This is a genomic window from Kitasatospora cineracea, assembly GCF_003751605.1.
In the GTDB taxonomy this organism is placed as follows: Bacteria; Actinomycetota; Actinomycetes; order Streptomycetales; family Streptomycetaceae; genus Kitasatospora; species Kitasatospora cineracea.
Genome location: NZ_RJVJ01000002.1, coordinates 1,237,201 through 1,263,707 on the forward strand (window position 1 = coordinate 1,237,201; position 26,507 = coordinate 1,263,707).

A 26,507-nucleotide genomic window follows, 5' to 3' on the forward strand; every position below is an offset into this window, starting at 1 on the left:
TCGATGGTCATGTCGCGTTCCATCCAAAGGAGTTGAGGGTAGGTCATCCCAACGGGGCAGAAGGCGTCAGCCCTTGACGGCGCCCTGCATGATGCCGCCGACGATCTGCCGCCCGAGCAGCGCGAACACCACCAGGACGGGCAGGGTGCCGATCAGGGTGCCGGCCATCACCACGGACTGGTCGGGGACGTAGCCCTGGCCGAGCGACTTCAGCGCGACCTGCACGGTGGGGTTCTGGGAGCTGAGTGCGACGATCGGCCAGAAGAAGTCGTTCCAGGTGGCCATGAAGGTGAGCATGCCGAGCACGGCCATGCCGGGGCGGGCGACGGGCAGCACGATGGAGCGGAAGATCCGCAGCAGCGAGGCGCCGTCCATCCGGCCGGCCTCGACCAGTTCGTCCGGCAGGGCCTGCACCAGGTACTGGCGCATGAAGAAGACACCGAACGCGGAGACCAGCGAGGGCAGGATCACCGAGGGCAGCTTGTTCTGCAGGTCGAGCTTGACGATCACCATGAACAGCGGAATGACGCCGAGCTGCGGCGGGATCATCATGGTGCCGACGGTGAGCGCGAGCAGCGCGCCGCGGCCGCGGAAGCGCAGCTTGGCGAAGGCGAACCCGGCGAGCGTGGAGGAGAGCACCACGCCGGCGGTGACCACGCTGGAGACGATCAGCGAGTTGAGCAGCGCCTTGCCGATCTCGGCCTGCTGCAGGGCCTCGCCGATGTTGTGGAACAGGTTCGGTCCGGGTGTCAACGCGGGTGTGGCGGCGCTGAGTTCGGAGTTGGAGCGGCTGGCGGCGACCAGCGTCCAGTAGAACGGGAAGACCGCGAGCAGGGTGGCGCCGATCAGCACCGCGTAGGCGAGCGGCCCGCCGTGCAGCGGCGAGCGCGCCCTGCGCGCGGAACTGCGTGGCGCGGAACTGCGCGGCGCGGCAACGGATTCGGCCGGCGCCTGGGTGGTCACGTGGGTCATCGGGTCACCGGTCCGTACGGTTGCGGCGGGCGGCGATCGCCGCGTTCAGCAGGGCGAGCAGCACGATCAGCAGGAACATCACCCAGGCGACGGCGGCGGCCCGGCCGAGGTGGAAGAACGTCCAGCCCTGCTCGTACAGGTACAGGCCGAGGGTCTGGTACTGGTGCGAGATGCCGCCGCCGGAGTTGCCCTCGTAGAGCAGGGGTTCGCCGAACAGCTGGGTCGCGCCGATGGTGGAGACGACCACGGTGAAGACGATGGTGGGGCGCAGCCCGGGGACGGTGACGTGCCGGAACTGCTGCCAGCGCGAGGCGCCGTCGACGGCCGCGGACTCGTACAGCTCGCCGGGGATGGACTGCATGCCGGCCAGGTAGATCAGCGCGTTGTAGCCGGTCCAGCGCCAGGTGACGATGGCGGAGACGCCGAACTGGGAGGCCCAGGTGTTCGCCTGCCAGTCGACCGGGTGGACGCCGAGGCTGCTCAGCACCCAGTTGATCAACCCGTAGTCGCGGCCGAAGAGTTGGGCGAACACCAGGGTGGCGGCGGCCACCGAGGTGGCGTACGGCATCAGCATGGCGACCCGGAAGAAGGTGCGGCCGCGGAGCCGGTAGTTGAGCAGGTGGGCCAGGCCCAGGGCCATCAGCAGCTGCGGCACGGTGGAGAGCACGCCGATGGTGAAGGTGTTGCGCAGCGCGTTCCAGAAGAACGGGTCGGACAGCAGCCGGGTGTAGTTCTGGAAGCCGAGCCAGTCCATCCGGTCCGAGGTCTGGAGCTCGACCCGGTGCAGCGACACCCAGGCGGTGTACAGCAGCGGGAACAGGCCGAACGCGGCGAACAGCCCGAAGAACGGGGCGAGGAAGCCGTAGGGGGCGATCCGGCGGCGCAGCCGGCCGGGCCGCCGGGCGGGGCTAGCGGGCCCGGCGGGCGGCGCGGCGGGCAGCCGGGCGGTGGAGCTGAGGGCCATGGGCGGGGTCCTTCGACGGGGGCCGCCCGCCCCGCCGCTGCGTGAACGGCGGGGCGGGCTGCCCGAGTTGACTGCCTGAGCTGACGGTGCGTCAGTTGCCGTTGGCCTTCTTGACGTTGTCCAGGGCGTGCTTCCAGGCGGTGTCCGGCGCGGTGCCGGTCCGCTCGACCTCGCCGAGGGCGTCGGTGAACGCCTTGCCGATCACGCCGTCATCGGTGCCGAGCACCTGGGCGGGCATCGCCTTGGCCGACTCGCTGAAGATCTGGCCGATCGGCGCGTTGTTGAAGTACGGGTCGGCGACGTCCTTGATGGCGTCCTGGGCGCCGATGGAGGACGGGAAGGAGCCCTGCTTGGTGAACAGGGTGGCCTGCTGCTCCTTGGCGGTCAGCCACTTGATCAGCTCGGCGGCCTCCTTGGGGTGCTTGGCGGTGCGCGGCACGGCCAGGTAGGAGCCGCCCCAGTTGCCGGTCTTGCCGGGGCCGGCGGCGATGTCCCACTTGCCGGAGCCCGCGTCGCCGGCCTGGCCCTTGATGTAGCCGATCATCCAGGCCGGGCAGGAGAGGGTGGCGAACTTGCCGGTGGAGAACGCCTTGTTCCACTCCGGCGTCCACTGGGCGAGCTTGGCGGACAGGCCGTCGGCGACCAGCGCGGTGGCGTCGGTCCAGGCGGTCTTCACGGCCGGGCTGCTGTCGTAGACGGGCTTGCCGGCCTCGTCGGAGTAGCGGACCTTCTGCTGGCCGACCTCGGCGGTGAACATGCCGGCGGCGCTGTCGGTCCAGGCGTTGCCCGCCTCGGCCTTGGCGGCGTACTGCTTGCCGAGGTCGAGGTAGCCCTGCCAGGTGGACCACTTGGCGGCGAGCTCGGTGCGGTCGGTGGGCAGCCCGGCGGCCTGGAACAGGTCGGTGCGGTAGCAGATCGCCTCGGGGCCGACGTCGGTGCCCGCGCCGAGCACCTTGCCGTCCCCGGTCTTGATCGCGGCGCCCTTCCACGGCACCAGGCCGTCGTTGACGTCGCCGATGCCGAGCGTCTTGAGGTCGGTGAACTTGTCGGCCTGCTTCTGCACCACGCTGGCCACCCGGCCGACCTCCAGGCCCTGGATGTCGGCGAGGCCGCCGCCGCCCGCCAGCTTGGTCTGCAGCGCCTGCCAGTACTGGCCCTCGTCCTGGGTGTCGGTCTGCTTGATGGTGACGTTCGGGTGGAGCTTCATGTACTCGTCGTACAGGCCGGCCTCCTTGAACCCGAAGGTGCCGAACAGGTCCACCGTGATGGTCACCTTGCCGTCGGCGGAGTCCTTGGACCCGGAGCCGCCGGAACTGCAGGCGCTGAGCAGCAGGGCGGTGGCGAGGACGGCGCTGCCCAGGGCAGCGGTGGAGCGGCGGACTCTGGGGGGACGCATGCGAGGGCCTCCAGGGCGGGGCGGGAGCGTGGGTGGGTGCGAAGAAAAGGAGCAGTGCCGATCCGGAAGCGCCCGATTTTCTGAGAGCGCTCTCAGCCGATGTCGAGAGACTGCCGGGGCGGAAGTTCGCTCGTCAAGACCTCGAAACCTGAACGTAATCTCCGGGCACCCCCAACCCGGGCCTACGACTTCTGAACGCAACAGTCTGCGTCGAGCCGGTTGACACCCCTTCGCGGCCACCCTTACGGTCCGCTGGCTGAGAGCGCTCTCATACTCACCCGCCCGCCCCCACTCAAGGTGGACACACGATCATGAAGCTCCGCTCCCTGCGCGGCCCCACGGCCGCCCTCACCACGCTGGCGCTGGCCGCCGCGGCGACCCTCACCGCCGCCCTCGGCACCGGCAGCGCCTCCGCCGCCACCACCGTCCGGGTCGGCCTCGGCGGCTACGCGGACGCCCGCCCGGCCGGCACCGTCGGCCCGAGCAACTCCGACGGCGCCCCCGTCACCCCCAAGGTCACCGCGCGGATGGCCGGCCAGGCCGCCCCCACCAACGACTGGTGGTCCTCGCTGATCTACCAGCGCTACGCGGGCAACCCGTACTCGGAGAACCTGTACGCCCACCCGATGACCTTCAAGGCCCAGGCCGCGGGCCTGGAGGTCGGCTACCCCACCACGCCGACCGTCACCCCCGACGGCCGCCAGTACGACTACACGCACACCCGGGACCTCACCCTCGGCGTGGCCGGCCTCAACTCCCCCGACACCAAGGTCGACGGCTGGTCCGACTGGACGGTCACCCCGTACTGGGCGGACGGCGCGCACACCTTCAGCGCCACCGTCGGCCACGGCCTGCCGTACGTGTTCGCGCACGCCACCGGCGGCGCCGCGCAGGTCACCACCGCCTCGGCGCCCACCGTCTTCAGCAACCAGGGCAGCGTGCTCGGCATCACCGTCGGCGGCCACAGCTACGGCCTGTTCGCGCCCACCGGCAGCAGCTGGAACGTCAACGGCACCACCCTGACGGCGAACCTCGGCAGCAAGGACTACTACTCGGTCGCCCTGCTGCCCTCCGCCGCCGACCTGGCCCAGTTCCGCAGCTACGCCTACGACTTCGTCACCGACACCAAGGTCGGCTGGAACTACGACCAGGCCGCGGGCAGGCTCACCACCACCTTCACCGCCACCACCACCGCCCAGGAGGGCACCGCCACCGGCACCCTGCTCGCGCTCTACCCGCAGCAGTGGCAGGCCACCCCGGACGCCCTGACCGCGCTCACCTACACCTCCCCGCGCGGCACCATGAAGGTCCGCCAGGGCTCGTCCTTCTCCACCGTGCAGACCGTCACCGGCGTGCTCCCCTCACTGCCCGACGCCGGCTCCTACGACCGCACCGCGCTGGACGGCTACCTGCACCAGGTCTCCGACGCGAGCGACCCGTTCAACGGCGCCACCGACACCTACTGGGTCGGCAAGGCGCTCGGCCGGATGGCCCAACTGGTGCCCATCGCCGACCAGTTGGGCGACACCGCGGCCCGCGACAAGCTGCTCGGGCTGATGAAGGGCAAGCTGCAGACCTGGTTCGCGGGCACCGGCTCGCCCGGCTTCGCCTACGACTCCACCTGGAAGACCCTGATCGGCTACCCGGCCTCCTACGGCACCGACGCCGAACTCAACGACCACCACTTCCACTACGGCTACTTCGTCCAGGCCGCCGCCACCGTCGCCCGCTACGACACCGCCTGGGCCGCGGACAGCCAGTGGGGCGGAATGGTCAAGCTGCTGGCCAAGGACGCCGCCAACACCGACCGCACCGACGCCCGCTTCCCCTGGCTGCGCAACTTCGACCCGTACGAGGGCCACGGCTGGGCCTCCGGCCACGCCGGGTTCGCCGCGGGCAACAACGAGGAGTCCTCCTCCGAGTCGCTGAACTTCAGCGCCGGCCTGCTGCTGTTCGGCGCCGCCACCGGCGACACCTCGCTGCGCGACCTCGGCGTCTACCTGTACACCACCGAGGCCAACGCCGTGCAGCAGTACTGGTTCGACGCCGACCACCAGGTCTTCCCGGCCGCCTTCCAGCACTCCACCGTCGGCATGGTCTGGGGCTCCGGCGCCGCCTACTCCACCTGGTGGACGGCCGCCCCCGGCATGATCCACGGCATCAACTTCCTCCCCGTCACCTCCGGTTCGCTCTACCTGGCCCGCCGCAAGGACGACCTGGCCGCCAACCTCTCCGAACTGAAGGCCGGCAACGGCGGGACGTTCACCGACTGGCGCGACCTGCTCTGGGAGGCCGAGGCGCTGACCGACCCGGCCGCCGCCAAGGCCGACTGGGACGCCGGCAACGCGGGCTACACCCCGGAGGAGGGCGAGTCGAAGGCCCACACCTACCACTGGATCTACGACCTCGCCGCCCTCGGCACCCTCGACCCGGCCACCACCGCCGACACCCCCACCGCCGCCGTCTTCACCAACGGCAGCACCCGCACCCACGTCGCGCACAACTACACCGCCACCGCCCGCACCGTCCGCTTCTCCGACGGCTACACCCTGACCGTCCCGGCCCGCTCCACCGCCTCCGAACGCGGCACCAAGCCCGACGGCGGCACCGGCGGCGCCACCACCTCCCCGTCCCCGTCCCCGTCGGCCTCCTCCTCCCCCTCGCCCTCCCCGTCGCCCTCCACCACGACCGCCCCCGCCCCCGCCGCCCTCTACCTCCAGCCCAACGGCACCCTCACCGCCGCCTACGGCACCGGCGCGACCGGCAGCACCATCGCCTCCGGCGGCGGCACCAACCACGACGGCGCCCCCTACCAGCCGCTGACGTACACCCTCACCCACCTCACCGGCACCCCGCGCCCCGGCGCCGGCACCGACTTCGACCTGTACGTCGACGCCGGCTCCACCGTCGCCCTCGCCCAACAGGCGCGCGTCTCCTACGACTTCGACGGCAACGGCACCGTCGACCGGACCGAGACCTACCGCTACTTCGCCACCGACCCGGTCCCCGGCTGGGAGCGCTACAACGCCACCGCCGCCGGCCTCCGGTCCACCACCGGCGCCCCGCTCACCAACCTGGCCGACGGCACCGTCACCCTCGAAGTCTGGCCCGCCCTCGGCAACGCCCCGGCCCAACTCCGCACCGGAGCCACCCAGTCCCAGGGCAACGCCTCCGTCCTGCGCCTCCCCTTCAACTGACCGCCCCACCCCCGACCCCTCCCGGGCCCCGCGGATCCCGACAGTTCCGCCCGGCCCGGGAGGCCCACCCGCCCCGAACGCCGGGCCCCGCCTCCCCCTCCCGTCCCGGGTCTTGGCAGATCGCCGAGGATTGTTGAAGATGTAACTGACATGATCGCGCACTGCGGTACGCCCCACCGCACGCGCCGATCCCCGCTGCCCGCAAGGAGTTCCCCCATGGCCGCGCTCCGGAAGAAGACCCTCGCCGCCACCGCCGCCACCGGAGCGGCCCTGCTGCTCGGCGCAGCTCTCGCCCAGCCCGCGGCCGCCGTCGAACTCCCGCACTCAGCCGTCGCCTACTTCGCCACCGGCAGCGACCTGACGGGCACCCGGTTCACCGTCGACACCGCCGACACCGGCTGCCACGACCTCCCGGCCGCCGCGCGCTCCGCCGTCGACCTCACCGCCGCCGACATCACGGTCTACTTCAACGCCGGCTGCGCCACCGGCCGACCCGGCGAGTCCGGCGACCTCGCCTACGGTCTCGGCAGCCTGCACTGGGCCGACTTCCCGTACCCGGCCGTCAGTTACCGCGTCGCCGGCTGACCCGCCGCTCCCGCACCACCGCCGCCGGAACCCTCCCCCAGGCCCGGCGGCGGTTCCACGCCCGGCCCGCCCGCTCCGTCCCCGCCACTGGAGCCGGAGCGCCCTCCTGCCGATGCACCACGGGACGACCCGCACCGCCCCGACGTCCCGCACCGCCCCGAGGAGGCCGCCGATGCACCCGCGCCCCGCCCGCCGCCACCTGCTCACCGCAGCCGGCGCCGCCGCCCTGGCGTGCGCCCTCCCGGCCCCCGCGGCCGCCGCCACCACCCGACTCGCCGACTCCTTCCGGCAGTTGGAGCGCGAGCACGGAGCCAGGCTGGGCGTCCTCGCGCACGACACCGGCAGCGGCGCGACGGTCCGGTACCGCGCGGACGAGGCGTTCCCGCTCTGCTCGACCTTCAAGCCGCTCGCCGTCGCCGCCCTGATGCGCGCCGGGGACGACCTCTCGGCCCGGGTCCACTACACCGACGCGGACGTCGCCGACTCCGGCCACGCCCCCGTCACCGGCCGCACCCGGGTCCTGACCGTCGCCGAACTCTGCGCCGCGGCAATCGAGTTCAGCGACAACACGGCCGCCAACCTGCTGCTGCGCCGACTCGGCGGCCCCACCGCCGTCACCCGCTTCTGCCGCTCCCTCGGCGACCCGGCCACCCGCCTCGACCGCTGGGAGCCCGCCCTCAACTCCGCCGAACCGGACCGCAGCACCGACACCACCACCCCGCACGCCCTGGCCCGCACCTTCGCCCGCCTCACCCTCGGCGACGCCCTCGCCCGCCCGCACCGCGCCCGGCTCACGGCCTGGCTGCGCGCCTCCACCACCGGCACCCACCGCCTGCGCGCCGGCCTGCCGCCCTCCTGGGCTCTCGCCGACAAGACCGGCACCGGCTCCTACGGCACCGCCAACGACCTCGCCCTCGCCTGGCCCCCGCACCGCCCGCCCCTGGTCCTGGCCGTCCTCAGCACCAGGCCCACCGCCCCGGCCGCCGCCCCGGACGAGCCCCTCCTCGCCCGAACGGCCGCCCTCCTGGCCGCCGCCCTCCCCTGAAGCGCCACGACCGGGCCTCCCGCCCTCGGCCCCCGAGCACCCGCTCCGCCCTCAGGCCGACTCCCGCACCACCAGCCCCGTCGGAATGATCACCGACGACGGCGCCGAGGCCCCCGGGTCGTTGAGCCGCCGCAGCAGCAGCCGGGTCATCAGCCGCCCCATCTCCTCGATCTCCTGGCGGATCGTGGTGAGCGGCGGTTCCGTCCAGGCCGCGATGGACTCGACGTCGTCGAAGCCGACCACCGCGACGTCCTCCGGCACCCGCCGCCCGGCCGCCCGCAGGACCCGGATCGCACCGGAGGCCATCACGTCGGAGGCCGCGAACACCGCGTCCAGGTCCGGTCGCCGGGCGAGGAGTTCGGTCATCGCGCGGATGCCGCCGTCCGCGGTGAAGTCGCCGACCGCGATCAGGTCGGCGTCGCCGTCGGGGAGCAGGTCGCGGTAGCCGTCGAGGCGGTCGACGGAGGAGGTCTGGTCGAGCGGGCCGGTGATGGTGGCGATCCGCCTGCGGCCGAGGGAGCGCAGGTGCTGGACGGCGAGCCGGGCGCCGCCGCGGTTGTCGTTGTCGACGTAGACCAGGTCGCGGTCGGACTCGGCGCCGGGCCAGCCGGGGCGGCCGCCGATGACGAAGGGCAGGCCGAGGCGGTGGACGGTCTCGGGGGTGGGGTCGGAGCGGTGCAGGGAGAACAGCAGGACGCCGTCGACGTGGCCGCCGGCCAGGTAGCGGCCGATCCGCTCGTGGTCGCGCTCGTCCTCGGCCAGCAGCAGCACCATCTGGTTGTCGGCGGCGGCCAGTTCGCGGCTGATGCCGCGCAGGTGCTGGGCGAAGAACGGGTCGGAGAAGAACCGGGCCTCGGGTTCGGCGATGACCACGCCGATCGCCCGGTTGCGCCGGGTGACCAGGGTGCGGGCGGCCAGGTTGGGGACGTAGCCGAGTTCGGCGACGGCCCGTTCGACCTTCTCGCGCAGGGCCGCCCGGACGCCCGCGCCGCCGTTGACCACCCGGGAGGCGGTGGCCCGGGACACCCCGGCCCGCTCGGCCACCGACTCCAGGGTGGGACGTCCGCCCACTCCCGTTTCGGACTCGGTCACCGTGGGCTCCTCTCCGCCGTCCGTGCGCACGCACGCACGTGATCGCGTTCCTGCTGCGAGCAGCCTAGCGTCCGCCACCCCGCCCCGAGAGCGCTCTCAGAAACCGGTCCGGCCCGGGCTCCGCCGCCCGCGCGCCGCGACCGCCGGCCGCTCCGCCGCCCCTCACCCCGTGACCACCTGCCGCTCACCCGCCTCGACGGCGACGTCCAGCCGGTTCCCGGGCGGCGGGAACGGGCAGATGAAGTGGTCGGCGAACGCGCACGGCGGCAGGAACGCCCGGTTGAAGTCCAGCACGGTGCGCCCCTGCGCGTCCGGCGCGGGCAGCGACACGAACCGGAACCGGTAGGTGTCCCGCCCGCTGGTGCCGTCCGCGATGACGCCGCTGAGCCGCCCGCCCGCGCTGCCGTCGCCGCTGACGGTCAGCGTGTGCGGCTGCCCGGCCAGCGTGAACGCGACCTGCCCGGTGACGGTGAGCGGCCGGGCCCGGCCGTCCGCGTTCTCCACCAGCAGGGCCTGCGCGCCGTCCTCGAACGGCGTGAACACCGCGGGCACCGCCCAGTCGGGGGCGTAGGGGTAGACCGCGATGCCGGCGAACGCGGCCCGGGCGGGGGCGTCCGGGTCGAAGACCCGCAGGGCGAGCTCGCCCTCCCGTTCGATCGGGACCAGCCGCAGCCCGTCCAGGACGGCGAGCTGCGGGTGCCGGTCGGTGTCGGGCCGCAGCGCGACCCGGCCGGTCGACTCCTGCGGCTCGCCCTCGATCCGGACGCCGTCCCCGGCGCGCAGTTCGGCGCAGACCGCGCCGTCCTCGGCCCACCAGCGGCCGGGCAGGCCGGGGACCTCGGCGGGTTCGGGCTCCAGCCAGTGGGTGCCGGTCAGGGCCAGCGGGCCGTGCGGCGCACCGGCCGCGGCGCTCCGGGCCTCCGTCCAGCGCTGCCAGGCTTCGGCTGCGGTGTCGGTCATCGGACTGCCTCCCAAGTCGCTCTGTTCTCAGGTCACTTCCGGGCCCGCTTCCGGTGCGGCGGCCGGCTCAGGCCCCGTCCGGGCCGGTGGCCGGGCGGGCCAGCGGGCGGAACAGCCCCTCCTGCATCACCGAGACCACCAGCCGCCCCTCGCGGTCGTAGATCTCGCCGCGGGCCAGTCCGCGCGCGGCGTGCGCGATCGGCGACTCCTGCCGGTACAGCAGCCAGTCGTCGGCCCGGAACGGGCGGTGGAACCACATCGCGTGGTCCAGCGAGGCCATGTCGAAGTTCCGCTCGCCCCACAGCGGCTCGACGGGGGCGCGGACGGCGTCCAGCAGGGTCATGTCGCTGGCGTAGGTGAGCGCGCAGACGTGGATCAGCGGGTCGTCGGGCAGCGCGCCGTTGGTGCGCAGCCACACGCCGCTGCGGGCCTCGACGCCGTCCAGCTCCTCGCGCGTCCACTTCAGCCGGTCCACGTAGCGGATGTCGAAGGGCTGGCGGCGGCTGATGAACGGCGGGAGCTCGCCGAGCCGGGCGCCGACCTCGTCCAGCGCGCTCGGCAGGCTCTCCGGGGCGGGGACGTCGGGCATCAGGAACTGGTGCTCGATGCCGCCGGGCTCGGGCTTGTGGAAGTCCGCGGTGAGCGCGAAGATCGTCCGCCCGCCCTGGATGGCGAGCACCCGGCGGGTGGTGAACGAGCGCCCGTCCCTGGTCCGCTCGACCTGGTAGACGATCGGCACGCCCGGGACGCCGGGGCGCAGGAAGTACGAGTGCAGCGAGTGCACCGGCCGGTCCTCGTCGACCGTCCGGCCCGCCGCGACCAGCGCCTGCCCGGCCACCTGCCCGCCGAAGGTCCGTTGCAGCGACTCCTCCGGGCTGCGGCCGCGGAAGATGTTCAGCTCGATCCGCTCCAGGTCCAGCAGGTCGACGAGCTGGTCGACGGGGGTTCCCATGTATCGCTCCCTCTCCGGACGCCCGGCGGGCAGGGATGTGCCGCCGAACGCCTCGTCCGTCCTGCACAAGTCTCCGCGCCCGCCGGGAATTCCCGCCTCCCGGCGCGCCCGGCTACGCCAGGCCGGACTGCCGGACGGTGATGTTCAGCCGCCCGGTCAGGCCCAGTTCCGGGTCGGCCGTGCCCGGCAGCGTCCGCACCACCCCGTGGTACGCGTAGCGGTTCTCCCCGCCGAAGACCAGCAGGTCGCCCCCGCGCAGCCGCAGGTCCGTCCACGGCCGGCCCCGGCCCTCCGCGTTGCCCAGCCGGAACACGCACTCGTCGCCCAGCGACAGCGACACCACGGGGGCGTCCACCCGCTCCTCCCGGTCCTGGTGCAGGCCCATCCGCGCCCCGTGCGGGTAGTGGTTCACCAGCGCGACGTCCGGCGCGAAGCCCGCCGCCCCCGCCACCTCCCCGACCCGCTCCCCGTACGCCTCGGCCACCGCCCGCCGGGCCAGCGCGCCGAGCCGTTCCGGGAACGGCTTCACCGGCGCCCCGTCCCCGTCCAGCACCGTCCGTGCGTACCCGTACGGGTACCAGTGCCACCCCAGGCACACCGTCCGCACCGACATCGTCCCGCCGCCGGGCAGCAGCACCGAGCGCATCCCGGCCGGCGGCCGCGCCCACTCCCGGCAGGCCGCCACCAGCTCCCGCTGCCGCTCCGCCCCCAGCCAGCCCGGCAGTAGCACCACCCCGGGCGCCGGCTCCTCCCGCTCCCGCCCGAACAGCTCCCCGACGAACACCCCGCCACCGCGCATCCCCCCATCCTCGCACCGGCGGGCGGCGGCACCGGGCCCCGCTCAGCCGGCCACCGCCCGGCGGGGCAGCACGCGCTCGCGGTGGTGCTCCTCGGTGAGGTCGTGCAGGCGGGCCGACAGCAGGTGGCGCAGCGTGATGACGCCCGCGGGCCGACGGGTGGCCGGGTCGACGACCGGGGCACTGGTCAGGCCGGTCTCGGCGAAGAGGTGGGCGATCTGGCGCAGCGTCTGGTCGGGGTGGACGGCCAGCCGGCACTCCACGGTGGCCGCGTGCACGACGGGCGGCTCGGCGTCCGCGGCGGCCGCGGCCGTCGCGTCGGCCAGGCGCCGGCGGGTGGTGACGCCGACCAGCGCCCCCTCGGCGTCGACGACGGGGTGCAGCGCGCCGGCCGACCCGCGCAGCGCGCCGATCCGGGTGTGCGTCGCCGTCTCGTGCGCGGCCAGCAGCCGGCCGTGCTCGACGGGCTGCATCACCTCGCGGACGAAGAACGTCTCCAGCGGGTCGGTGGAGTACTCGCGGGTGAGGTGCAGGCCGCGGCGGGCGATCTTCTCGGTCAGCACCGACCGCTTGAGGACCAGCGCGGACAGCGCGTACGCGGCGGTCGAGGCGATCACCAGCGGGAGCATGGCCGGCCAGGCGTGGGTGAGTTCGAGGGTGAACACCACGCCCGTCAGCGGGGAGCGCATGACGCCGCCGACCACCGCGGCGAGGCCGAGGATCGCCCAGAACCCGGGGATCGCCCGGGGGAAGAGCATGCCCTCCCAGGCCCCGAGCGCCCCGCCGATCATGAAGACCGGGGCGAGCACCCCGCCGGAGGTGCCGGAGCCCAGCGACAGCGCCCAGATCGCCGTCTTGACGGTCAGGACGCCGAGGATCAGCCCCAGGCCGGCCCGACCGGTGAGGAGCTGGTCGATCACGTCGTAGCCGACACCGAGCGCCCGGGGCTCGACCAGGCCACCGAGCCCGATCACCAGCCCGCCGAGCGCGGGCCACCACATCCAGTGCACGGGCAGCCGGGCGAAGGCGTCCTCGGCCCGGTAGACCAGCCAGGTCGCCGCGACGGCGAGCGCCCCGCCGGTCAGCCCGACCACGACGGCCAGGAGGTCCACGGCCGGGGTGAGGTGCAGCCCGGAGGCGTCGACCGGGAAGACCGGCGCGGTCCCCAGCAGCGGCCCCCGGCACACGGTGGCCACCGCCACCGCGGCCGCCACCGGCACGAAGCTGCGCGGACGCCACTCGAAGAGCAGCAGTTCGACGGCGAGCAGGATCGCGGCGAGCGGCGAGTTGAAGGTCGCGGCCATGCCCGCGGCCGCGCCCGACACCAGCAGCGTCTTGCGCTCGTTCGCGGTCAGGTGCAGCAACTGCGCGAGCAGCGAGCCGATCGCCCCGCCGGTCATGATGATCGGCCCCTCGGCCCCGAACGGTCCGCCGGTGCCGATGCTGACCGCCGCCGAGGAGGGCTTGAGCAGCGCCACCTTCGGCTGGACCCGGCTGCCGCCGGTGAGTATCGCCTCGATCGCCTCGGGCATGCCGTGCCCGCGGATCTTCTCCGAGCCGTACCTGGCCATCAGCCCCACCACCAGCCCGCCCGCGACGGGCGCGCCCAGCACCAGCCACCACGGGTGGTGCTGGGCCCCCGGCGCGACCAGCGACGTACTGAACCGCTGGTAGAACACCAGGTTGGTGACCAGCCCGATCAGGCGCAGCAGCGCCAGCGCGGCCACCGCGCCGGCCCCGCCGACCACGGCGGCCAGGCCGGTGACGACCAGCATCCGGGGACGGGCGGTGAAGTCACCGAGTCGGGCATGGGTGGAGGCGTGCGTGGTCCGCATGTTGCTCCGCTCTCTGAAAGATGGGATGCCGGTCGACCCCCGCCACGGCACGACGCCGCCCGGCGCCCCCGCCGGACCGGCCGGGGCGCCGCGACAGGGGTGCCACGGCAGGGATGTGCAGCGGGGACTTACAGCGGTACGGGCCCGTGCAGGTCGGCCGCGTAGTCCTCGCCGACGACCTGGTGGAGGACGGCCAGCCCCTCCGCGGTGGCCGCCCGCAGCGCGGGGTCGAGCCGGGCGAGGATCCGCGCCAACTCCTGCTCCCGCCAGCGCAGCACCCGCCCGATCAGCGCCCGCCCGTCCGAACTCAGCTCCAGGGTCACGACACTCCGGTGATGCGGGTCCGCCCCGCGCACCACGTGCCCCGACCTGACCAGCCGGTCCGCGAGCCGGGTGACCGACGAGGCCCCGAGACCCAGCTCCTTCGCCACCACCGAAGACGGCACGCACCCGAGATCGTCGAGCGCGAGCAGCATCCGCACCTGCGGCAGCGAGACACCGTCGCCCGCCGCCTCCAGACTCCGCAACGCCACCCCGATCAGGTCCCGGGTGGCCGTCTGGAACGCCTGGATCTCCCCCGCCATCGACGGGGACTGCGGAAACGGGCCGCTCTCCGGTATCGCCATGCCGAAATTATTGCATGCGGCAATACTTGCCAGCCGACAAGTATTGCCCCAAGCAAGCACCCCTCCACCCCCAGTCGACCCACCCCCCGCCCCAGCCCACCACAGGCGACCACCTCGCCCACAACCCCACCGCCCCCGCACGTCCACCACCCTCCGACGAACCCCACACCCCCGGCCCGCCGCGGGCCCGTCCCGCCCCGCATGCACCCACCGCCCTCCCGGCGGACCTCCCGCCCCCAGCCCGCCGCAGGCAACCACCCCCGCCCCCGCCCAGCCCGCCGCAGGCGCGTCCCGTCCCACATGCGCCCACCGCCCTCCCGGCGGACCCTGGTGGGAGGGCTGTCCCCGGTTGGAGGAGGTGGCGCGATGCATCCGTTGGAGTTCCGCGTGGTGGATCTTCCCGGGGCCTCGCTGCACACGACCGCGGTGCTGGTGCTCGGGCAGCACCGGGCGGTGCTGGTCGGTGCGGGGCTGCGGCTGTCGGACGGCCGCCGGCTGGTCCGGGAGGTGGAGCGTTCGGGGCGCCGGCTGGGCGCCGTCCTGGTGTCGCACCACGCGCCGGAGTGGTGGCTGGCGGCGGAGGTGCTGCGGGACGCGTTCCCCGAGGCCCGACTGCTGGCTCCGGCCCCGGTGCGAGCCCGGATCGAGCGCGACTACCCGGCCGTCCGCGCCGCGTGGGCGGGTCTCGGGGAGGAACTCCCGTCCCGCCTGGTCGCGTTGGAGCCGCTGGAGGGCGACGCCGTCGAGTTGGAGGACCACCGGCTGGAGCTGCGCGGGGCGTCCCTGGGGCTGCCGGACCACCACTACCTGTGGGAGCACCGGAGCCGGACCCTGCTGGGCGGGCCGCTGCTGTGGCAGGACGTGCACCCGTGGCTGGCCGAGGTCCCGCAGGCCGCCCAGCGCGAGGCGTGGATCGGGCTGCTCGACGAGATGGCCGGGCTGGAGCCCCTGCACACGGTCGCCGGCCACCGCCGCCTGACCACACCGGCCACCGTCCCGCCGCCCGACCCGGTCGCCTGGACCGGCGACTACCTGCGCGCGTTCGCCACCGAGCTGGGCAAGCCGGTCGGCGCGGACGGGGTCGCGGCCGCCCTGCTGCACCGCTACCCGTCGGCGGCGCTGCCGTCCGCCGTCGCCCCGGCCGTCCGGACCGCCCGGGAGGAACCGGCCGCCGCCTGAAGCACCCTGACGTCCCGTCACCGCACGACGCTCCCACCCTTCCCCGCTGTACCTACTGGTATGTACAGTGCTGCCCGTGAACGACACCGCACCCCCGCCCGCCCCCGCCGCGGACCGCCTGGTCGAGGCCACCCGCGAACTCCTCTGGGAACGCGGCTACACCGGCACCAGCCCCAAGGCCATCCAGCAGCGCGCGGGCGCCGGGCAGGGCAGCATGTACCACCACTTCACCGGCAAGCCGGACCTCGCGCTGGCCGCGATCACCCGCACCGCCGAGGAGCTGCGCGCCCTCGCCGACGCGCTGCTGTCCGGCCCGGGCACCGCCGTCGAACGGGTCACCGCCTACCTGCGCCGCGAGCGCGACGTACTGCGCGGCTGCCCGGTCGGGCGGCTCACCCAGGACCCGGAGGTGATGGCCGACCCGGTCCTGCGCGCCCCGGTCGAGCAGACCCTCGGCTGGCTGCGCGGCCGCCTCGCGGAGGTCCTCGCCGAGGGCCGGGCGAACGGGGAGCTCCCGCCGTCCGTCGACCCGTCCGGCACCGCCGCGACCGTGGTCGCCGTCCTCCAGGGCGGCTACGTCCTGGCCCGCGCGGCCGGCGACACCGCCCCCTTCGACCAGGCGGTCACCGGCCTGATCACCCTCCTCGCCCCACCCGCCTGAAGCCCCCGCCCAAAACCCCCGCCCGCCCGAAGCCCGCCCGAAGACGCACCGACGACAGGAACCCGCCGTGCTCGCCAAGCAGTACGAGATCACCCTGCCCGCCGACTACGACCTCGACGTCATCCGCCGCCGGATCAAGGCCGGCGCCCCGATCCTGGACGACCGCCCGGGCCTCGGCTTCAAGGCGTGGCTGCTGCGCGAGCGCGGGGCGGACGGCTCGCCGGTCAACCAGTACGCACCGTTCTACGTGTGGCGCTCGGACGGGGCCGCGGCCGAGTTCCTGGTCGGCGGCGGCGGTTTCGCCAACATCGTCCGGGACTTCGGGCGCCCGGCCGTCCAGCACTGGCCCGTCCTCGCGCACTTCTCCGGCCCGGCCCGCCGCACCGATCCCGTCCCGGGCACCGCCGTCCGCCGGCTGACCGCCGTCCCGACCGACCCGGACCCGCTGGCCCTCGCCGCGCACGTCGACCGCGAGGTGGAGCAGCTCCGCGAACTGGCCCGCCGCCCCGGCGTGCACACCGCCGTGCTGGCCCTCGAACCGACCCGCTGGGAACTGCTCCGCTTCACCCTCTGGAGCGCGGCCCCGGAGGAACAGCCGCGGCAGCCGCAGCAAGCGGCGGACGGCTCGACGGCGGTCTTCCGCGTCCCGCACCTCTCCGCCCCGGAGCTGTCCGCCCTCCCCGAGGGCCGCGCCTGGTAGCCGCCCGCCGGGGCCCGCTCACTCCAGCATCCCGATCTGCCGCGCGCACCAGCCCCAGGCGTTCCAGCCCTGGCGGCGCAGGATCTCCTCCCCGACCGCGATCTGCTGCGCCCGGCTCGCCCGGTCGGGGCGGTCGGCGTAGCGCAGGCCGCCGGCCTCGCGCCAGGTGGGCGGCCAGATCTGGAGGCCGCCGTAGTAGCCGTTGCCGGTGTCGGCCTGCCAGTCGCCGCTGCTCTCGCAGTCGGCGAGCCGGTCCCAGACCAGGTCGGAGACGCTCTGCCGGGCGGCGGCGGGCGGGCCGGCCACGCCGGCGACGACGGTGGGGAGCAGCAGGCCGAGCACGATCAGCGCCCGCCGGTACGACCGAGGTATCCGCATCCCCCGACGCTACGCACCGCGCCCGCCGCGCCACCCTCCGGACACCGCCGAGCGGGTACCGCCCCGAAGCCACAGCACCCCGGCCCCCAGCCCCCGACACCCCGGTACCCCGGAAACGGCGGAAGCCGCCGCCCCGCACGCGGGGTGGCGGCTTCACGCCGACAGGGTGGGACCGACGGGCGGCCCCGGGGGAAGCGGTGCTTCCGAGGGGGTGGGTCAGACCGACAGGACCTGGCCCGGGTAGATCAGGTCCGGGTTGCCGCCGACGACACCGGAGTTGTTGTTGTACAGGGCGTGCCAGTCGACGCCCAGGCTGTCCGCGATCTTGGACAGGGTGTCGCCGGACTTCACGGTGTAGCTGTTGCCGGAGGCGGCGGTGTTGGTGCCGGTGGTGGCCGCGGCGGACTTGTTCTTCCAGGTCTGCTTCGGGGTCTCCTGCGCGGCGGCCTTGGGGGCCTGGGCGCGGGACTCGGAGCGGGAGGCCTTGGCGGAGTTGTCCGAGGCGGTGCTGTCCGACTTCGACGAGGTCGACTTCGACGAGGTCGAGTTCGAGGTCGACTTCGAGGAGGAGGTCGACTTCGAGGAGCTGCTCGAGGAGGAGGAGCTGCTGGAGGAGGAGGTGTCGACCTGGGCCGGCGCGCCGCCCTTGGTCAGACCGGCCTGCACGGAGCAGACGGGCCAGGCGCCCGGGCCCTGCGAGGCCAGCACCTTCTCGGCGACGGCGATCTGCTGCGCCTTGGTGGCCTGGTTGGCCTGCGGGGCGTAGGCGGTGCCGCCGAAGGCGGCCCAGGTGGAGGAGGTGAACTGCAGGCCGCCGTAGAAGCCGTTGCCGGTGTTGATCGACCAGTTGCCGGTCGACTCGCACTGGGCGACCTTGTCCCAGGTGGACACGTCCGCGGCGGAGGCCGTGTTGGCCGTGACGAGGCCGGCCACCGGGGCGGCGAGCAGGGCGCCGCCGATCACAGCCGCGCGGACGCGGTTGCGCTTGGGGGTGGTGGTGGCAGCGGCGGTCTCGTTACGGAAGGTCATGAGATTCCTCTCGACATCCCCGGGATGGGCAGGCGGAACCAGGCCCCAGCTGGGCCGTGTTCGCTCGCCAAGTCCGGTGGGCGGGCCGTGCACGTGTCGGACGTGCCGCTTGCCGCCCCGGCCACCTGTCCGCATCCCCGGCGGCGGCTGGCTGCCGTCGCGCCGGTGGGCGCAGGGTCCGCGTTCCGGGGTGAGCCGGTCCGGGGTGAGCCGGTCCGGGGTGAGCCGGAGGGCGGGCCGTGCGTCGGGGGTGAACCCGGGAGGTGCTCGTTGCACCGGGCAAAAACCTACGATTCGGGCTGCCGGGCTCCAAACACTTTCGGGTCGTCCCAGGTCAAAGCAGCGTTACCGACGGTATTGATCAAGCCGATCGAAGCCGAATGTCCGTTTCGTCCGCTTTTTCGAAGATCAAACCATATGCGAATATGGCCCCGGTCACAGTTTGTCCGGTGTGAGGTCAGGCACAGTGTCGACAGAATGTGACATTCCGCGCACACGCAGCTATCAGAAGCCGGGCAAATCCCGTCGCCCGGCCGCGCACCCGTGACCCCAGCCACAACCTCCCGTTGGTAATGGCGGTCGGCGCTCCCCGCGCCGCGCGCCCGGGACGTCCCGCCCGGGGGTACCCGAACGAGCACCCGGAACGTCAGGGCGAACGAGGAGTCTTCAGTGCCGCGCATGCTTGAGGTGAGCGAGGACGTACGCGCCGAGATCGGCGACGACGAGGCCGAGAGCCTGCTCGCGGGCGTCCACGCCCCCGACGCCTACGACTGCACCTCCTGCCGACAACCGGGCGACTCGCTGCGCGAGCCCACCAGCACCGTGCTGTTCGTCGGCGAGGAGACCGCGGTGCTGGCCTTCGCGCACGCCCGCTGCGTGCCGTCCCAGGTGGTGCCGGTGGACGAGCAGCAACTGCGCGGCGCCGTCGAGTCGATCGGCCAGGGCGCGGACGCCGCCGTGCAGCCCGCGGCCGCGCCCCCCGAGCCGGAGCCGGCCGTCCGGGTGAGCATCCCGGAGCCGATCACCGCCCCGCCGACCGCGCCGCCCGGCCGGCCGCAGCCCGCGGTGCTCGGCGTGACCTGCGGCATCGTGCTGTGCGGCGACACCCAGCACGCCGCGCTGGTGGTCGAGCCGACCGGGCCGATCGGGCGCCCGGGCAGCGCCCAGGGCGAGGACGAGTTCCTCTCGCTGCTGACCGAGCACGGCTTCCAGATCGTCCAGGACGTCAACCAGGCGCCGGTGCGGCCGCGGGCCGGCTGGTCGGTGCTGATGGCGATGGGCCAGCTGCACGCGATCCTGCAGCCCTCGGCGACCGGCGGCTCGGCCGCCTGGTGGCAGGCGCACCAGCCGCTCCAGGTCACCCCGGGGTGGCGGGCCGCGGCGGCCCGCAAGTCCGAGGTGATCATGTACGCGGTGCCGGCCGGCACCATCGGCCGCCAGCCCCGCGAGGACCTGCTGCGGATCGCCATGGACCGGGCCGCCGCCCGCGGCCTGCTCGCCGCCGGCATGCTCCCGCTGGCCGGCACCTGAGAGCGGGGGCACGCCGATGACCGACCCCGTGAACGACCCGGCCGTCACCGGGAGCGGCCCCGACGGGCCGTCAACCCCGGCCGCCCGGAACGCCGTTGACCAGGACATGAGCGCCCCGGCCGGGATAGCACCGGGGGCGGCGCCCCCGCATCCCAAGCCGGTCTCGCTCGTTGGCTCCTACGTGTACAGCTACGACCTCGCGTCCCCCGGCCGTCCCCCCGCCCAGTCCGGCCCCGGCGGCGCCGGCCGGTCGATCCCGAACATGCGCCCGTCGTACGACGCCGAGCACCCGGTGTCGGCCACCCCGATCTACGACACGCTGTACTCCGAGTACCGGCGGATGTTCCGGGCGCTGCCCGGCGACCGCTCCGGCGAGGAGGGGATGAAGTTCACCGGCTTCGCGGTCCGCGAAGCGCAGTCGGCCGCCCCGGCGGCGGCGCACGCCCGGGAGGCCGCCGACCGCCCGGGCGGGTCGGCCCACCCGCAGCAGCACCAGTCGTTCGAGACGTACGCCGGGCAGGTCGCGGGCGCCCCGCAGTTCATGCCCGCGCAGGGCTCCGCCGCCAACGGCCAGGGCTGGGTGGCCACCGGCTACCTCGGCACCCCGGGCAGCAGCGCCCCGGGCGGCAGCACCCCGGGGGGACGGCACCGCTCGGTGCTCTCCCTGCCCCCGGGCCGGGACGCCTGAACGGCCGGCCGCCGCCGCACACGGGAAGAGGGCCCGCGGACGAGTCGTCCGCGGGCCCTCTCCTGCTGTCCTGCCGCTACTTCTTCCGGTTGCGCTTCTCGCGGACCCGGACCGAGATCGAGATCGGGGTGCCCTCGAAGCCGAACTCCTCGCGCAGCCGGCGCTCGACGAACCGGCGGTAGCCCGCCTCCAGGAAGCCGGACGCGAACAGCACGAACCGCGGCGGGCGGGTGCCCGCCTGGGTGCCGAACAGGATGCGCGGCTGCTTGCCGCCGCGGATCGGGTGCGGGTGCGCGGCGACCAGCTCGCCGAGGAAGGCGTTCAGCCGGGCGGTCGGGATGCGGGTCTCCCAGCCGGCCAGCGCGGTCTCGATCGCCGGGACGAGCTTCTCCATGTGGCGGCCGGTCTTCGCCGAGACGTTCACCCGGGGCGCCCACTGCACCTGCACCAAGTCGCGCTCGATCTCGCGCTCCAGGTAGAAGCGGCGCTCCTCGTCCAGCTGGTCCCACTTGTTGTAGGCGATGACCACGGCGCGCCCGGCCTCGACGGCCATCGAGATGATCCGGGTGTCCTGCTCGGCGAGGGTCTCGCTGGCGTCGACCAGGACGACCGCGACCTCGGCCTTGTCCAGCGCGGCGGAGGTGCGCAGCGAGGCGTAGAAGTCCGCGCCGGAGGTCAGGTGGACCCGGCGGCGGATGCCCGCGGTGTCGATGAACTTCCAGGTCTTGCCGCCGAGTTCGATCAGCTCGTCGACCGGGTCGCGGGTGGTGCCGGCCAGCTCGTTGACCACCACCCGGTCCTCGCCCGCGACCTTGTTCAGCAGGCTGGACTTGCCGACGTTGGGCCGGCCGATCAGCGCGACCCGGCGCGGGCCGCCGGGGGCCAGGCCGTCGCCGAACAGCTGCGGCGGGGCCTCCGGCAGCACCTTCAGCACGGCGTCCAGCAGGTCGCCGGAGCCGCGGCCGTGCAGCGCGGAGACGGGGTACGGCTCGCCCAGGCCGAGCGACCACAGGTAGGCGGCCTCGGCCTCGGCGGACGGCCCGTCCACCTTGTTGGCGCACAGCACCACGGGCTTGCCGGAACGGCGGATCAGCCGGACCAGGGCGTCCTCGGTGTCGGTGGCGCCGACGGTGGCGTCCACCACGAACAGCACCGCGTCGGCCTGCTCGATGCCCAGCTCGGCCTGGGCGGCGACCATCGCGTCCAGGCCCAGGACGTCGATCTCCCAGCCGCCGGTGTCCAGCACCTTGAACCGGCGCCCGGCCCACATCGCCTCGTAGCTGACCCGGTCGCGGGTCACGCCGGGGCGATCCTCGACGACCGCCTCGCGGCGGCCGATGATCCGGTTGACCAGGGTCGACTTGCCGACGTTCGGGCGGCCGACGATCGCCAGCACCGGCAGCGGGCCGTGGCCGTCCAGGTCGGCGTCGACCTCGTCGCTGTCGAAGCCCTCCTCGGCGGCGAGCGCCATGAACTCGGCGTACTCGGCGTCGCCCAGCTCGCCGTGGTGGGCGGTGGTGTCGTTGCTCATGTTCCGTTTTCCGTTTCCCGGCCCGGCCCTTCCCAGGGGCGTGCCGTGCGTACCTGCCAGGCGGCAGCGCGAACCGCGCGGATCTCGCGCGGTCGGATGGTCGTTGCTGTCTTCGGTCCTACTGGGCGGCGGTCAGCCCGGCCTTCCGCTCGACCAGCGCGGTGATCGTGTCGATCACCTGGTCGAGGGTGAGTTCGCTGGTGTCCACCAGGACCGCGTCGGCGGCCTGGGTCAGCGGGGCGGTCTCCCGCGAGGAGTCCGCGGCGTCCCGGCGGGCCAGGTCGGCGGCCATCGCGGTGATGGTCGCCTCGTCCACGCCCTTCGCCCGGAGCTCCGCGGCCCGGCGCTCGGACCGGGCCCGCTCGGACGCGGTCAGGAACACCTTCACGGTGGCGTCCGGGAACACCACGGAGCCCATGTCGCGGCCCTCGGCGACGATCCCGCGCTCGGTGTGCGCGGCGCAGCCGCGCTGCAGCTCCACCAGCCGGGCCCGCACCGCCGGAACGGCCGACACGGCGCTCACCTTGGCGGTCACCTCGGGCCCGCGGATCGGCCCGGACACGTCCTGCCCGTCCACCGTTATGGTCGGCCCCGCGGCGTCCGTCCCGGACACGATCACCGGCTTCCCGCAGGCGATCGCCACCGCCTCCGCGTCCTCGACGTCCACCTCGTTGGCCAGCATCCACCAGGTCATCGCCCGGTACATCGCGCCGGTGTCCAGGAAGCTCAGCCCCAGCCGCGCGGCCACCGCCCGCGACACGGTCGACTTCCCCGACCCCGAGGGCCCGTCAATGGCGACGACGACCGGGCCGCTCGACGCTCGGTCGACACTGTCCACGGGGCGAACCTCTCTCTCACGACACCAGCACTCACCCCCAAGGTTAATGGACACCCACCCACCCCCCGCCCCGCCCACCCTCCGCCACCACCCCACACCGACAGCGACCCCCGGACCCCGCCCAGCGCCAGCCCTCCCGCCCCGCGCGCCTCGCACAACGGGCAACGGCCCCACCCGGACCCCGCGCCCTCGCCCTTCCCCCTCTCCTCCCCACCCCCGGAAGCCCCGCGCAGCGGCCCCGCCCCCTCTCCTCCCCCTACTGCTCCCGCACGCCCCAGCCCCGCTCGCGCAGCCCCGCCGCCAGCGCCCGCACCGACGTCGGCGCGACCGCCAGTTGCACGTGGCCGACCTGCTGGCCCGTCGAGTGCTCGATCGTCACGTCCTCGATGTTCACGCCGAGCGCGCCGACCTCGCCGAAGAGGCGGCCGAGTTCGCCGGGCTGGTCGCCGAGGACGACGGTGACGGTCTCGTAGCGGGTGGGCGGCGCGCCGTGCTTGCCGGGGATGCGGGCCTGGCCGGTGTTGCCGCGGCGCATGACGGCCTCGATGCCGGCCGCGCCGGCCCGCCGCTGGCCCTCGTCGGCGGCCTGCAGGGCCCGCAGCGCGGTGACGGTGTCGGCGAGGTCGGCGGCGAGGTCGTCGAGGACGTCGGCGACGACGCCCGCGTTGGCGGAGAGGATGTCGATCCACATCGCGGGGTTGGAGGCGGCGATCCGGGTGACGTCGCGCACGCCCTGCCCGGAGAGCCGGACGGCGGTCTCCTCGGCGTGCTCGAGCCGGGCGGCGACCAGCGAGGAGAGCAGTTGCGGGGCGTGCGAGACGAGGGCGACGGCCCGGTCGTGGTCGGCGGCGTCCATCACGATCGGCATGGCCCCGCAGAGGGCGACGAGTTCGAGTGCGGCGTTGAGCGTCTCGGTGTCGGTGTCGGCGGTGGGCGTGAGCACCCACGGGCGGCCCTCGAACAGGTCGGCGGTGGCGGCGAGCGGCCCGGAGCGTTCGCGGCCGGCCATCGGGTGCGAGCCGATGTAGCGGGCGGTGTCGAGCCCGAGCGCGGTGATCTCGCCCCGCGGTCCGGCCTTGACGCTGGCGACGTCGGTGTAGCAGCGGGCCAGGCCGCGCCGCTGGCAGTCCGCGAGGACCTTGCCGACCAGCGCCGGCGGGACGGCGATGACCGCCAGGTCGACGGGGCCGTCGGCGGGCTCGGTGGTGCCCGCGCCGAGCGAGGCGGCCGTGCGGGCGGCGTCCTGGTCGGCGTCCTCGAGGTGGACGCTTATCCCCCGGCGGGTGAGGGCGAGCGCGGCGGAGGTGCCGATCAGTCCGGTGCCGATGACGGCGGCTGTGCGCATGGCGGCTTCTCGTCTCCCGGGTGCGATGTGCGGCTGCATGGGGCGGTCGCCCCCATCCTCCCGCACCCGCGGACGACCCCGCATACCGCCCCGGCCGGGCCGTCCGGCCGACGCGCAGCGGAAATCCGGGTGCGGCGACGGGGGTTGGGTGCAGACTGGGCGCCCGGGTCCGGGGTGCGGGCCGGCAGCGAAGGGGGCCAGGTGGCGGGGCAACGGGCGGTGTGGGAGTCCGGGTTGGAGTCGGTGGTGGTGCACGCGGTGGGCGCGGTGTGCCGGCGCCGGGCCGCGGGCGTACTGCCGGCGGACGGCCGGGTGCGGGTGTCGGGGCTGCCGCTGCTGGCGGCGGCGGGGTCGCTGCGGGTGCGGGTGCTGTCCGGCGAGGGGCGGGTCGCCGAGGCCCGGCTGGGCTATCCGGCCCGGGTCCGCGAGGAAGACGAACTCCCTTCCTGGGAGCAGGAGTTGAAGAACCTCCGGGCCCGGTCCGAGCTGCTGGAGGAGCGCTGCCGCCGGCTGGACGAGCGGATCGCGGAGGTCGCGGCGCTGCGCCCGGTGCCGCCGCAGCGCCGCCGGGACGAGGGGCACCGGCGGGCCCCGGCGGACGCGGTGCTGGCGCTGGCCGAGTTCGTGGACGCCCGGCTGGAGGTGCTGCAGGAGCGGGCGGTGGAGCTGGCCCAGCAGGCCCGGCTGGCCGAGCACGCCTACCAGGTGGCGGCCGCCCGGGCGGACGCCCGTTCCTCGGCCGAACGGGCGGGCGGGGTCGAGGCGGGGGCGTGCGCGGAGCTGACGGTGCGCGGCGCGGGCCCGGTGGAGCTGGAGGTGGAGTACACCGTGCCGGGCGCGGTGTGGGTGCCGACGTACCAGCTGGCGCACCGCCGGGGCGAGCGGACGGCGCGGCTGGTGCTGCGGGCGTCGGTGGCGCAGCGGACGGGCGAGGACTGGTCGGGGGTGCGGCTGGCGCTGTCGACGGCGGGCCTGCTGCGGGCGGGGGCGCTGCCGGAGCTGGCGTCGCTGCGGATCGGCCGCCGGCAGGCGGCGCCCGCCCCGTCGGGGTGGCGCGCGCAACCGGAGGGCCTGGACGGGCTGTTCGACGGCTGGCAGGACGCGCAGCGGTCGAAACCGGAGCCGCCGCAGCCGTCGCCGCGGCGGTCCGGACGGCCGGGCGGCGGGCCCGGTGCGCCGGGTTTCGCCCCGGGCGCGCCGGCCGCGCCGGGGTTCGCGCCGGCCGGGCCGCCGGTGCGGCTGGCCCCGATGGCGATGCCGGTGGCCGCGGCCGCTCCCCCGCCGCCCCCGGCCGGTGAGCTGTCCCGGAGCCTGGCGTACGGCGGGGCGGCGCCCGCCCCGCAGGCCGACTCCGCGCCCGCGGCCCCGGCCGAGCCGCGGCCGTCCGCCGACCAGCTGGACTACCCGGCGATGGTGCTGGCGGGCCCGGCGGAGGAGTCGTACCGGCGCGGCCGGCTGTTCCCGGAGCCGCCGCGGCTGCGCGGCGGCGGGAGTGCGCTGCGCGCGGCGGAGGCGGTGGGCCGGCTGCCGCTGCCCCGGTTCGGGGCGCCGCCGCGCGAGTCGGCGGGCTCGTTCGACCACCGCTTCGACGCGCAGGCCCCGGCGGACGTCCCCTCGGACGGGGTGTGGCACACGGTGGCGGTGGCGGAGCTGCCGGTGGGGGTGCGGACCGCCTACGTGACGGTGCCGTCGGTGGAGGAGGCGGTGTACGCGGTGCTGGAGCTGTCGAACGCGACGGCGCACGCGCTGCTGGCCGGCCCGGTGGAGGTGTCGGTGGACGGCGACTTCCTGCTGACGGCGGCGCTGCCGACGCTGGCGCCGGGCGGGGTGCGGGAGTTGGGCCTGGGCCGGGCCGAGGAGCTGCGGGTGGCCCGGCACGCCGAGGTGCAGGAGTCGACGTCCGGGGTGCTGAACTCGACGACGGTGCTGGAGCACGGCGTGCGGATCGAGCTGGTGAACCGGCTGCCGCACGAGGCGTCGGTGGAGGTCCGCGAGCGGGTGCCGGTGCCGGGCGATCCGGAGGTGCGGGTCGAGGAGCGGCCGGGCTGGTCGCCGCCGGAGCAGCCGTCCGACGGGGTGCCCTCCTCGGCCCGGATCCGCCGGGTGGTGGTGCCGGCGGGCGGTTCGGTGGAGCTGACGGGCGGTTATGCGATCCGCATTCCGGCCGGCAAGGCCGTGGTCGGCGGGAACCGGAGGAGTTGAACGTG

Annotated in this window: 23 protein-coding genes; 9 read left to right on the plus strand and 14 right to left on the minus strand. The window is 74.6% G+C overall.

Annotated elements, in window-relative coordinates; genetic code table 11:
* Window positions 1–66: 66 nt before the first annotated feature.
* The 3 genes from EDD39_RS31735 to EDD39_RS31745 all read right to left on the minus strand — a co-directional run bounded on the left by EDD39_RS31735 (window position 67) and on the right by EDD39_RS31745 (window position 3,332).
* Entirely contained in the window at window positions 67–972 is a 906-nt protein-coding gene (locus EDD39_RS31735; protein WP_123562648.1) for a carbohydrate ABC transporter permease, read from the minus strand.
* A gap of 4 nt (window positions 973–976) precedes the next feature.
* Window positions 977–1,936, minus strand: a complete 960-nt coding sequence (locus EDD39_RS31740; RefSeq protein ID WP_123562650.1) for a carbohydrate ABC transporter permease — start codon at window positions 1,934–1,936, stop codon at window positions 977–979.
* A gap of 91 nt (window positions 1,937–2,027) precedes the next feature.
* Window positions 2,028–3,332, minus strand: coding sequence for an ABC transporter substrate-binding protein (locus EDD39_RS31745; protein WP_123562652.1), 1,305 nt, complete (start codon window positions 3,330–3,332; stop codon window positions 2,028–2,030).
* Between the two features lie 311 nt (window positions 3,333–3,643).
* On the opposite strand from EDD39_RS31745, the gene EDD39_RS31750 reads away from it, so the two are divergent.
* The 3 genes from EDD39_RS31750 (at window position 3,644) to bla (ending at window position 8,159) form a co-directional block, all read left to right on the plus strand.
* On the plus strand, window positions 3,644–6,529 hold the full coding sequence (locus EDD39_RS31750; protein WP_208765691.1) for a glycosyl hydrolase: 2,886 nt from the start codon (window positions 3,644–3,646) through the stop codon (window positions 6,527–6,529).
* Window positions 6,530–6,745: 216 nt separating this feature from the next.
* Window positions 6,746–7,114 carry a hypothetical protein gene (locus EDD39_RS31755; RefSeq protein ID WP_123562654.1) on the plus strand — a complete coding sequence of 123 codons (369 nt, stop codon included), beginning with the start codon at window positions 6,746–6,748 and terminating at the stop codon, window positions 7,112–7,114.
* A 172-nt stretch (window positions 7,115–7,286) separates the two neighbouring features.
* Window positions 7,287–8,159: a class A beta-lactamase gene (bla, locus tag EDD39_RS31760; RefSeq protein WP_208765692.1), complete on the plus strand. Its 873-nt coding sequence runs from the start codon at window positions 7,287–7,289 to the stop codon at window positions 8,157–8,159.
* A 51-nt stretch (window positions 8,160–8,210) separates the two neighbouring features.
* Here bla and EDD39_RS31765 read toward each other — a convergent pair whose 3' ends face one another.
* The 6 genes from EDD39_RS31765 to EDD39_RS31790 all read right to left on the minus strand — a co-directional run bounded on the left by EDD39_RS31765 (window position 8,211) and on the right by EDD39_RS31790 (window position 14,421).
* On the minus strand, window positions 8,211–9,251 hold the full coding sequence (locus tag EDD39_RS31765) for a LacI family DNA-binding transcriptional regulator (RefSeq protein ID WP_123562659.1): 1,041 nt from the start codon (window positions 9,249–9,251) through the stop codon (window positions 8,211–8,213).
* A gap of 162 nt (window positions 9,252–9,413) precedes the next feature.
* Window positions 9,414–10,211 carry a DUF1684 domain-containing protein gene (locus EDD39_RS31770; RefSeq protein WP_123562661.1) on the minus strand — a complete coding sequence of 266 codons (798 nt, stop codon included), beginning with the start codon at window positions 10,209–10,211 and terminating at the stop codon, window positions 9,414–9,416.
* A 67-nt stretch (window positions 10,212–10,278) separates the two neighbouring features.
* Window positions 10,279–11,163 carry an acyl-CoA thioesterase gene (locus EDD39_RS31775; protein WP_123562663.1) on the minus strand — a complete coding sequence of 295 codons (885 nt, stop codon included), beginning with the start codon at window positions 11,161–11,163 and terminating at the stop codon, window positions 10,279–10,281.
* Between the two features lie 112 nt (window positions 11,164–11,275).
* Entirely contained in the window at window positions 11,276–11,962 is a 687-nt protein-coding gene (locus tag EDD39_RS31780) for an alpha-ketoglutarate-dependent dioxygenase AlkB family protein (RefSeq protein ID WP_123562665.1), read from the minus strand.
* Window positions 11,963–12,004: 42 nt separating this feature from the next.
* Window positions 12,005–13,795 (minus strand): chloride channel protein, encoded by a 1,791-nt coding sequence (locus tag EDD39_RS31785; RefSeq protein WP_244257382.1) that lies wholly within the window; start codon window positions 13,793–13,795, stop codon window positions 12,005–12,007.
* Window positions 13,796–13,923: 128 nt separating this feature from the next.
* Window positions 13,924–14,421, minus strand: a complete 498-nt coding sequence (locus tag EDD39_RS31790; RefSeq protein ID WP_208765693.1) for a MarR family winged helix-turn-helix transcriptional regulator — start codon at window positions 14,419–14,421, stop codon at window positions 13,924–13,926.
* 387 nt (window positions 14,422–14,808) lie between these two features.
* On the opposite strand from EDD39_RS31790, the gene EDD39_RS31795 reads away from it, so the two are divergent.
* The 3 genes from EDD39_RS31795 (at window position 14,809) to EDD39_RS31805 (ending at window position 16,961) form a co-directional block, all read left to right on the plus strand.
* Window positions 14,809–15,600 (plus strand): MBL fold metallo-hydrolase, encoded by a 792-nt coding sequence (locus EDD39_RS31795; protein WP_148089572.1) that lies wholly within the window; start codon window positions 14,809–14,811, stop codon window positions 15,598–15,600.
* A 76-nt stretch (window positions 15,601–15,676) separates the two neighbouring features.
* Window positions 15,677–16,261 (plus strand): TetR/AcrR family transcriptional regulator, encoded by a 585-nt coding sequence (locus EDD39_RS31800; RefSeq protein ID WP_123563460.1) that lies wholly within the window; start codon window positions 15,677–15,679, stop codon window positions 16,259–16,261.
* A gap of 67 nt (window positions 16,262–16,328) precedes the next feature.
* Complete coding sequence (locus tag EDD39_RS31805; RefSeq protein WP_123562672.1) at window positions 16,329–16,961, plus strand: DUF4865 family protein; 633 nt, start codon at window positions 16,329–16,331, stop codon at window positions 16,959–16,961.
* A gap of 18 nt (window positions 16,962–16,979) precedes the next feature.
* Here the strand turns inward: EDD39_RS31805 and EDD39_RS31810 are convergent, their stop codons facing one another.
* Both EDD39_RS31810 and EDD39_RS42340 read right to left on the minus strand, forming a co-directional pair.
* Window positions 16,980–17,339, minus strand: coding sequence for a transglycosylase family protein (locus EDD39_RS31810; RefSeq protein WP_162870280.1), 360 nt, complete (start codon window positions 17,337–17,339; stop codon window positions 16,980–16,982).
* Window positions 17,340–17,555: 216 nt separating this feature from the next.
* Window positions 17,556–18,368 carry a LysM peptidoglycan-binding domain-containing protein gene (locus EDD39_RS42340; protein ID WP_123562674.1) on the minus strand — a complete coding sequence of 271 codons (813 nt, stop codon included), beginning with the start codon at window positions 18,366–18,368 and terminating at the stop codon, window positions 17,556–17,558.
* Between the two features lie 678 nt (window positions 18,369–19,046).
* Between EDD39_RS42340 and EDD39_RS31820 the strand changes: the two genes are divergently transcribed.
* Together EDD39_RS31820 and EDD39_RS31825 are read left to right on the plus strand one after the other, a co-directional pair.
* Window positions 19,047–19,898, plus strand: coding sequence for a hypothetical protein (locus tag EDD39_RS31820; protein ID WP_208765694.1), 852 nt, complete (start codon window positions 19,047–19,049; stop codon window positions 19,896–19,898).
* A gap of 16 nt (window positions 19,899–19,914) precedes the next feature.
* Window positions 19,915–20,586 carry a hypothetical protein gene (locus EDD39_RS31825; protein WP_123562679.1) on the plus strand — a complete coding sequence of 224 codons (672 nt, stop codon included), beginning with the start codon at window positions 19,915–19,917 and terminating at the stop codon, window positions 20,584–20,586.
* A 76-nt stretch (window positions 20,587–20,662) separates the two neighbouring features.
* Here EDD39_RS31825 and der read toward each other — a convergent pair whose 3' ends face one another.
* The 3 genes from der to EDD39_RS31840 form a co-directional block, all read right to left on the minus strand.
* Window positions 20,663–22,117 carry a ribosome biogenesis GTPase Der gene (gene der, locus EDD39_RS31830; RefSeq protein ID WP_123562681.1) on the minus strand — a complete coding sequence of 485 codons (1,455 nt, stop codon included), beginning with the start codon at window positions 22,115–22,117 and terminating at the stop codon, window positions 20,663–20,665.
* 118 nt (window positions 22,118–22,235) lie between these two features.
* Window positions 22,236–22,955 (minus strand): (d)CMP kinase, encoded by a 720-nt coding sequence (gene cmk / locus EDD39_RS31835; protein ID WP_123562683.1) that lies wholly within the window; start codon window positions 22,953–22,955, stop codon window positions 22,236–22,238.
* A gap of 256 nt (window positions 22,956–23,211) precedes the next feature.
* On the minus strand, window positions 23,212–24,300 hold the full coding sequence (locus EDD39_RS31840) for a prephenate dehydrogenase (RefSeq protein ID WP_123562685.1): 1,089 nt from the start codon (window positions 24,298–24,300) through the stop codon (window positions 23,212–23,214).
* A 201-nt stretch (window positions 24,301–24,501) separates the two neighbouring features.
* Here EDD39_RS31840 and EDD39_RS31845 point away from each other — a divergent pair, with 201 nt between their 5' ends.
* Window positions 24,502–26,502, plus strand: coding sequence for a DUF4139 domain-containing protein (locus EDD39_RS31845; protein ID WP_244257383.1), 2,001 nt, complete (start codon window positions 24,502–24,504; stop codon window positions 26,500–26,502).
* Window positions 26,503–26,507: the final 5 nt, after the last annotated feature.

What these genes read in the sequence shown, in the direction of transcription:
- EDD39_RS31735 (WP_123562648.1), bottom strand. Translation starts at nt 972, where the DNA reads ATGACCCACGTGACCACCCAGGCGCCGGCCGAATCCGTTGCCGCGCCG.
- EDD39_RS31740 (WP_123562650.1), bottom strand. Translation starts at nt 1,936, where the DNA reads ATGGCCCTCAGCTCCACCGCCCGGCTGCCCGCCGCGCCGCCCGCCGGG.
- EDD39_RS31745 (WP_123562652.1), bottom strand. Translation starts at nt 3,332, where the DNA reads ATGCGTCCCCCCAGAGTCCGCCGCTCCACCGCTGCCCTGGGCAGCGCC.
- EDD39_RS31750 (WP_208765691.1), top strand. Translation starts at nt 3,644, where the DNA reads ATGAAGCTCCGCTCCCTGCGCGGCCCCACGGCCGCCCTCACCACGCTG.
- EDD39_RS31755 (WP_123562654.1), top strand. Translation starts at nt 6,746, where the DNA reads ATGGCCGCGCTCCGGAAGAAGACCCTCGCCGCCACCGCCGCCACCGGA.
- bla (WP_208765692.1), top strand. Translation starts at nt 7,287, where the DNA reads ATGCACCCGCGCCCCGCCCGCCGCCACCTGCTCACCGCAGCCGGCGCC.
- EDD39_RS31770 (WP_123562661.1), bottom strand. Translation starts at nt 10,211, where the DNA reads ATGACCGACACCGCAGCCGAAGCCTGGCAGCGCTGGACGGAGGCCCGG.
- EDD39_RS31775 (WP_123562663.1), bottom strand. Translation starts at nt 11,163, where the DNA reads ATGGGAACCCCCGTCGACCAGCTCGTCGACCTGCTGGACCTGGAGCGG.
- EDD39_RS31780 (WP_123562665.1), bottom strand. Translation starts at nt 11,962, where the DNA reads ATGCGCGGTGGCGGGGTGTTCGTCGGGGAGCTGTTCGGGCGGGAGCGG.
- EDD39_RS31785 (WP_244257382.1), bottom strand. Translation starts at nt 13,795, where the DNA reads ATGCGGACCACGCACGCCTCCACCCATGCCCGACTCGGTGACTTCACC.
- EDD39_RS31790 (WP_208765693.1), bottom strand. Translation starts at nt 14,421, where the DNA reads ATGGCGATACCGGAGAGCGGCCCGTTTCCGCAGTCCCCGTCGATGGCG.
- EDD39_RS31810 (WP_162870280.1), bottom strand. Translation starts at nt 17,339, where the DNA reads ATGCGGATACCTCGGTCGTACCGGCGGGCGCTGATCGTGCTCGGCCTG.
- EDD39_RS42340 (WP_123562674.1), bottom strand. Translation starts at nt 18,368, where the DNA reads ATGACCTTCCGTAACGAGACCGCCGCTGCCACCACCACCCCCAAGCGC.
- EDD39_RS31820 (WP_208765694.1), top strand. Translation starts at nt 19,047, where the DNA reads ATGCTTGAGGTGAGCGAGGACGTACGCGCCGAGATCGGCGACGACGAG.
- EDD39_RS31825 (WP_123562679.1), top strand. Translation starts at nt 19,915, where the DNA reads ATGACCGACCCCGTGAACGACCCGGCCGTCACCGGGAGCGGCCCCGAC.
- der (WP_123562681.1), bottom strand. Translation starts at nt 22,117, where the DNA reads ATGAGCAACGACACCACCGCCCACCACGGCGAGCTGGGCGACGCCGAG.
- EDD39_RS31840 (WP_123562685.1), bottom strand. Translation starts at nt 24,300, where the DNA reads ATGCGCACAGCCGCCGTCATCGGCACCGGACTGATCGGCACCTCCGCC.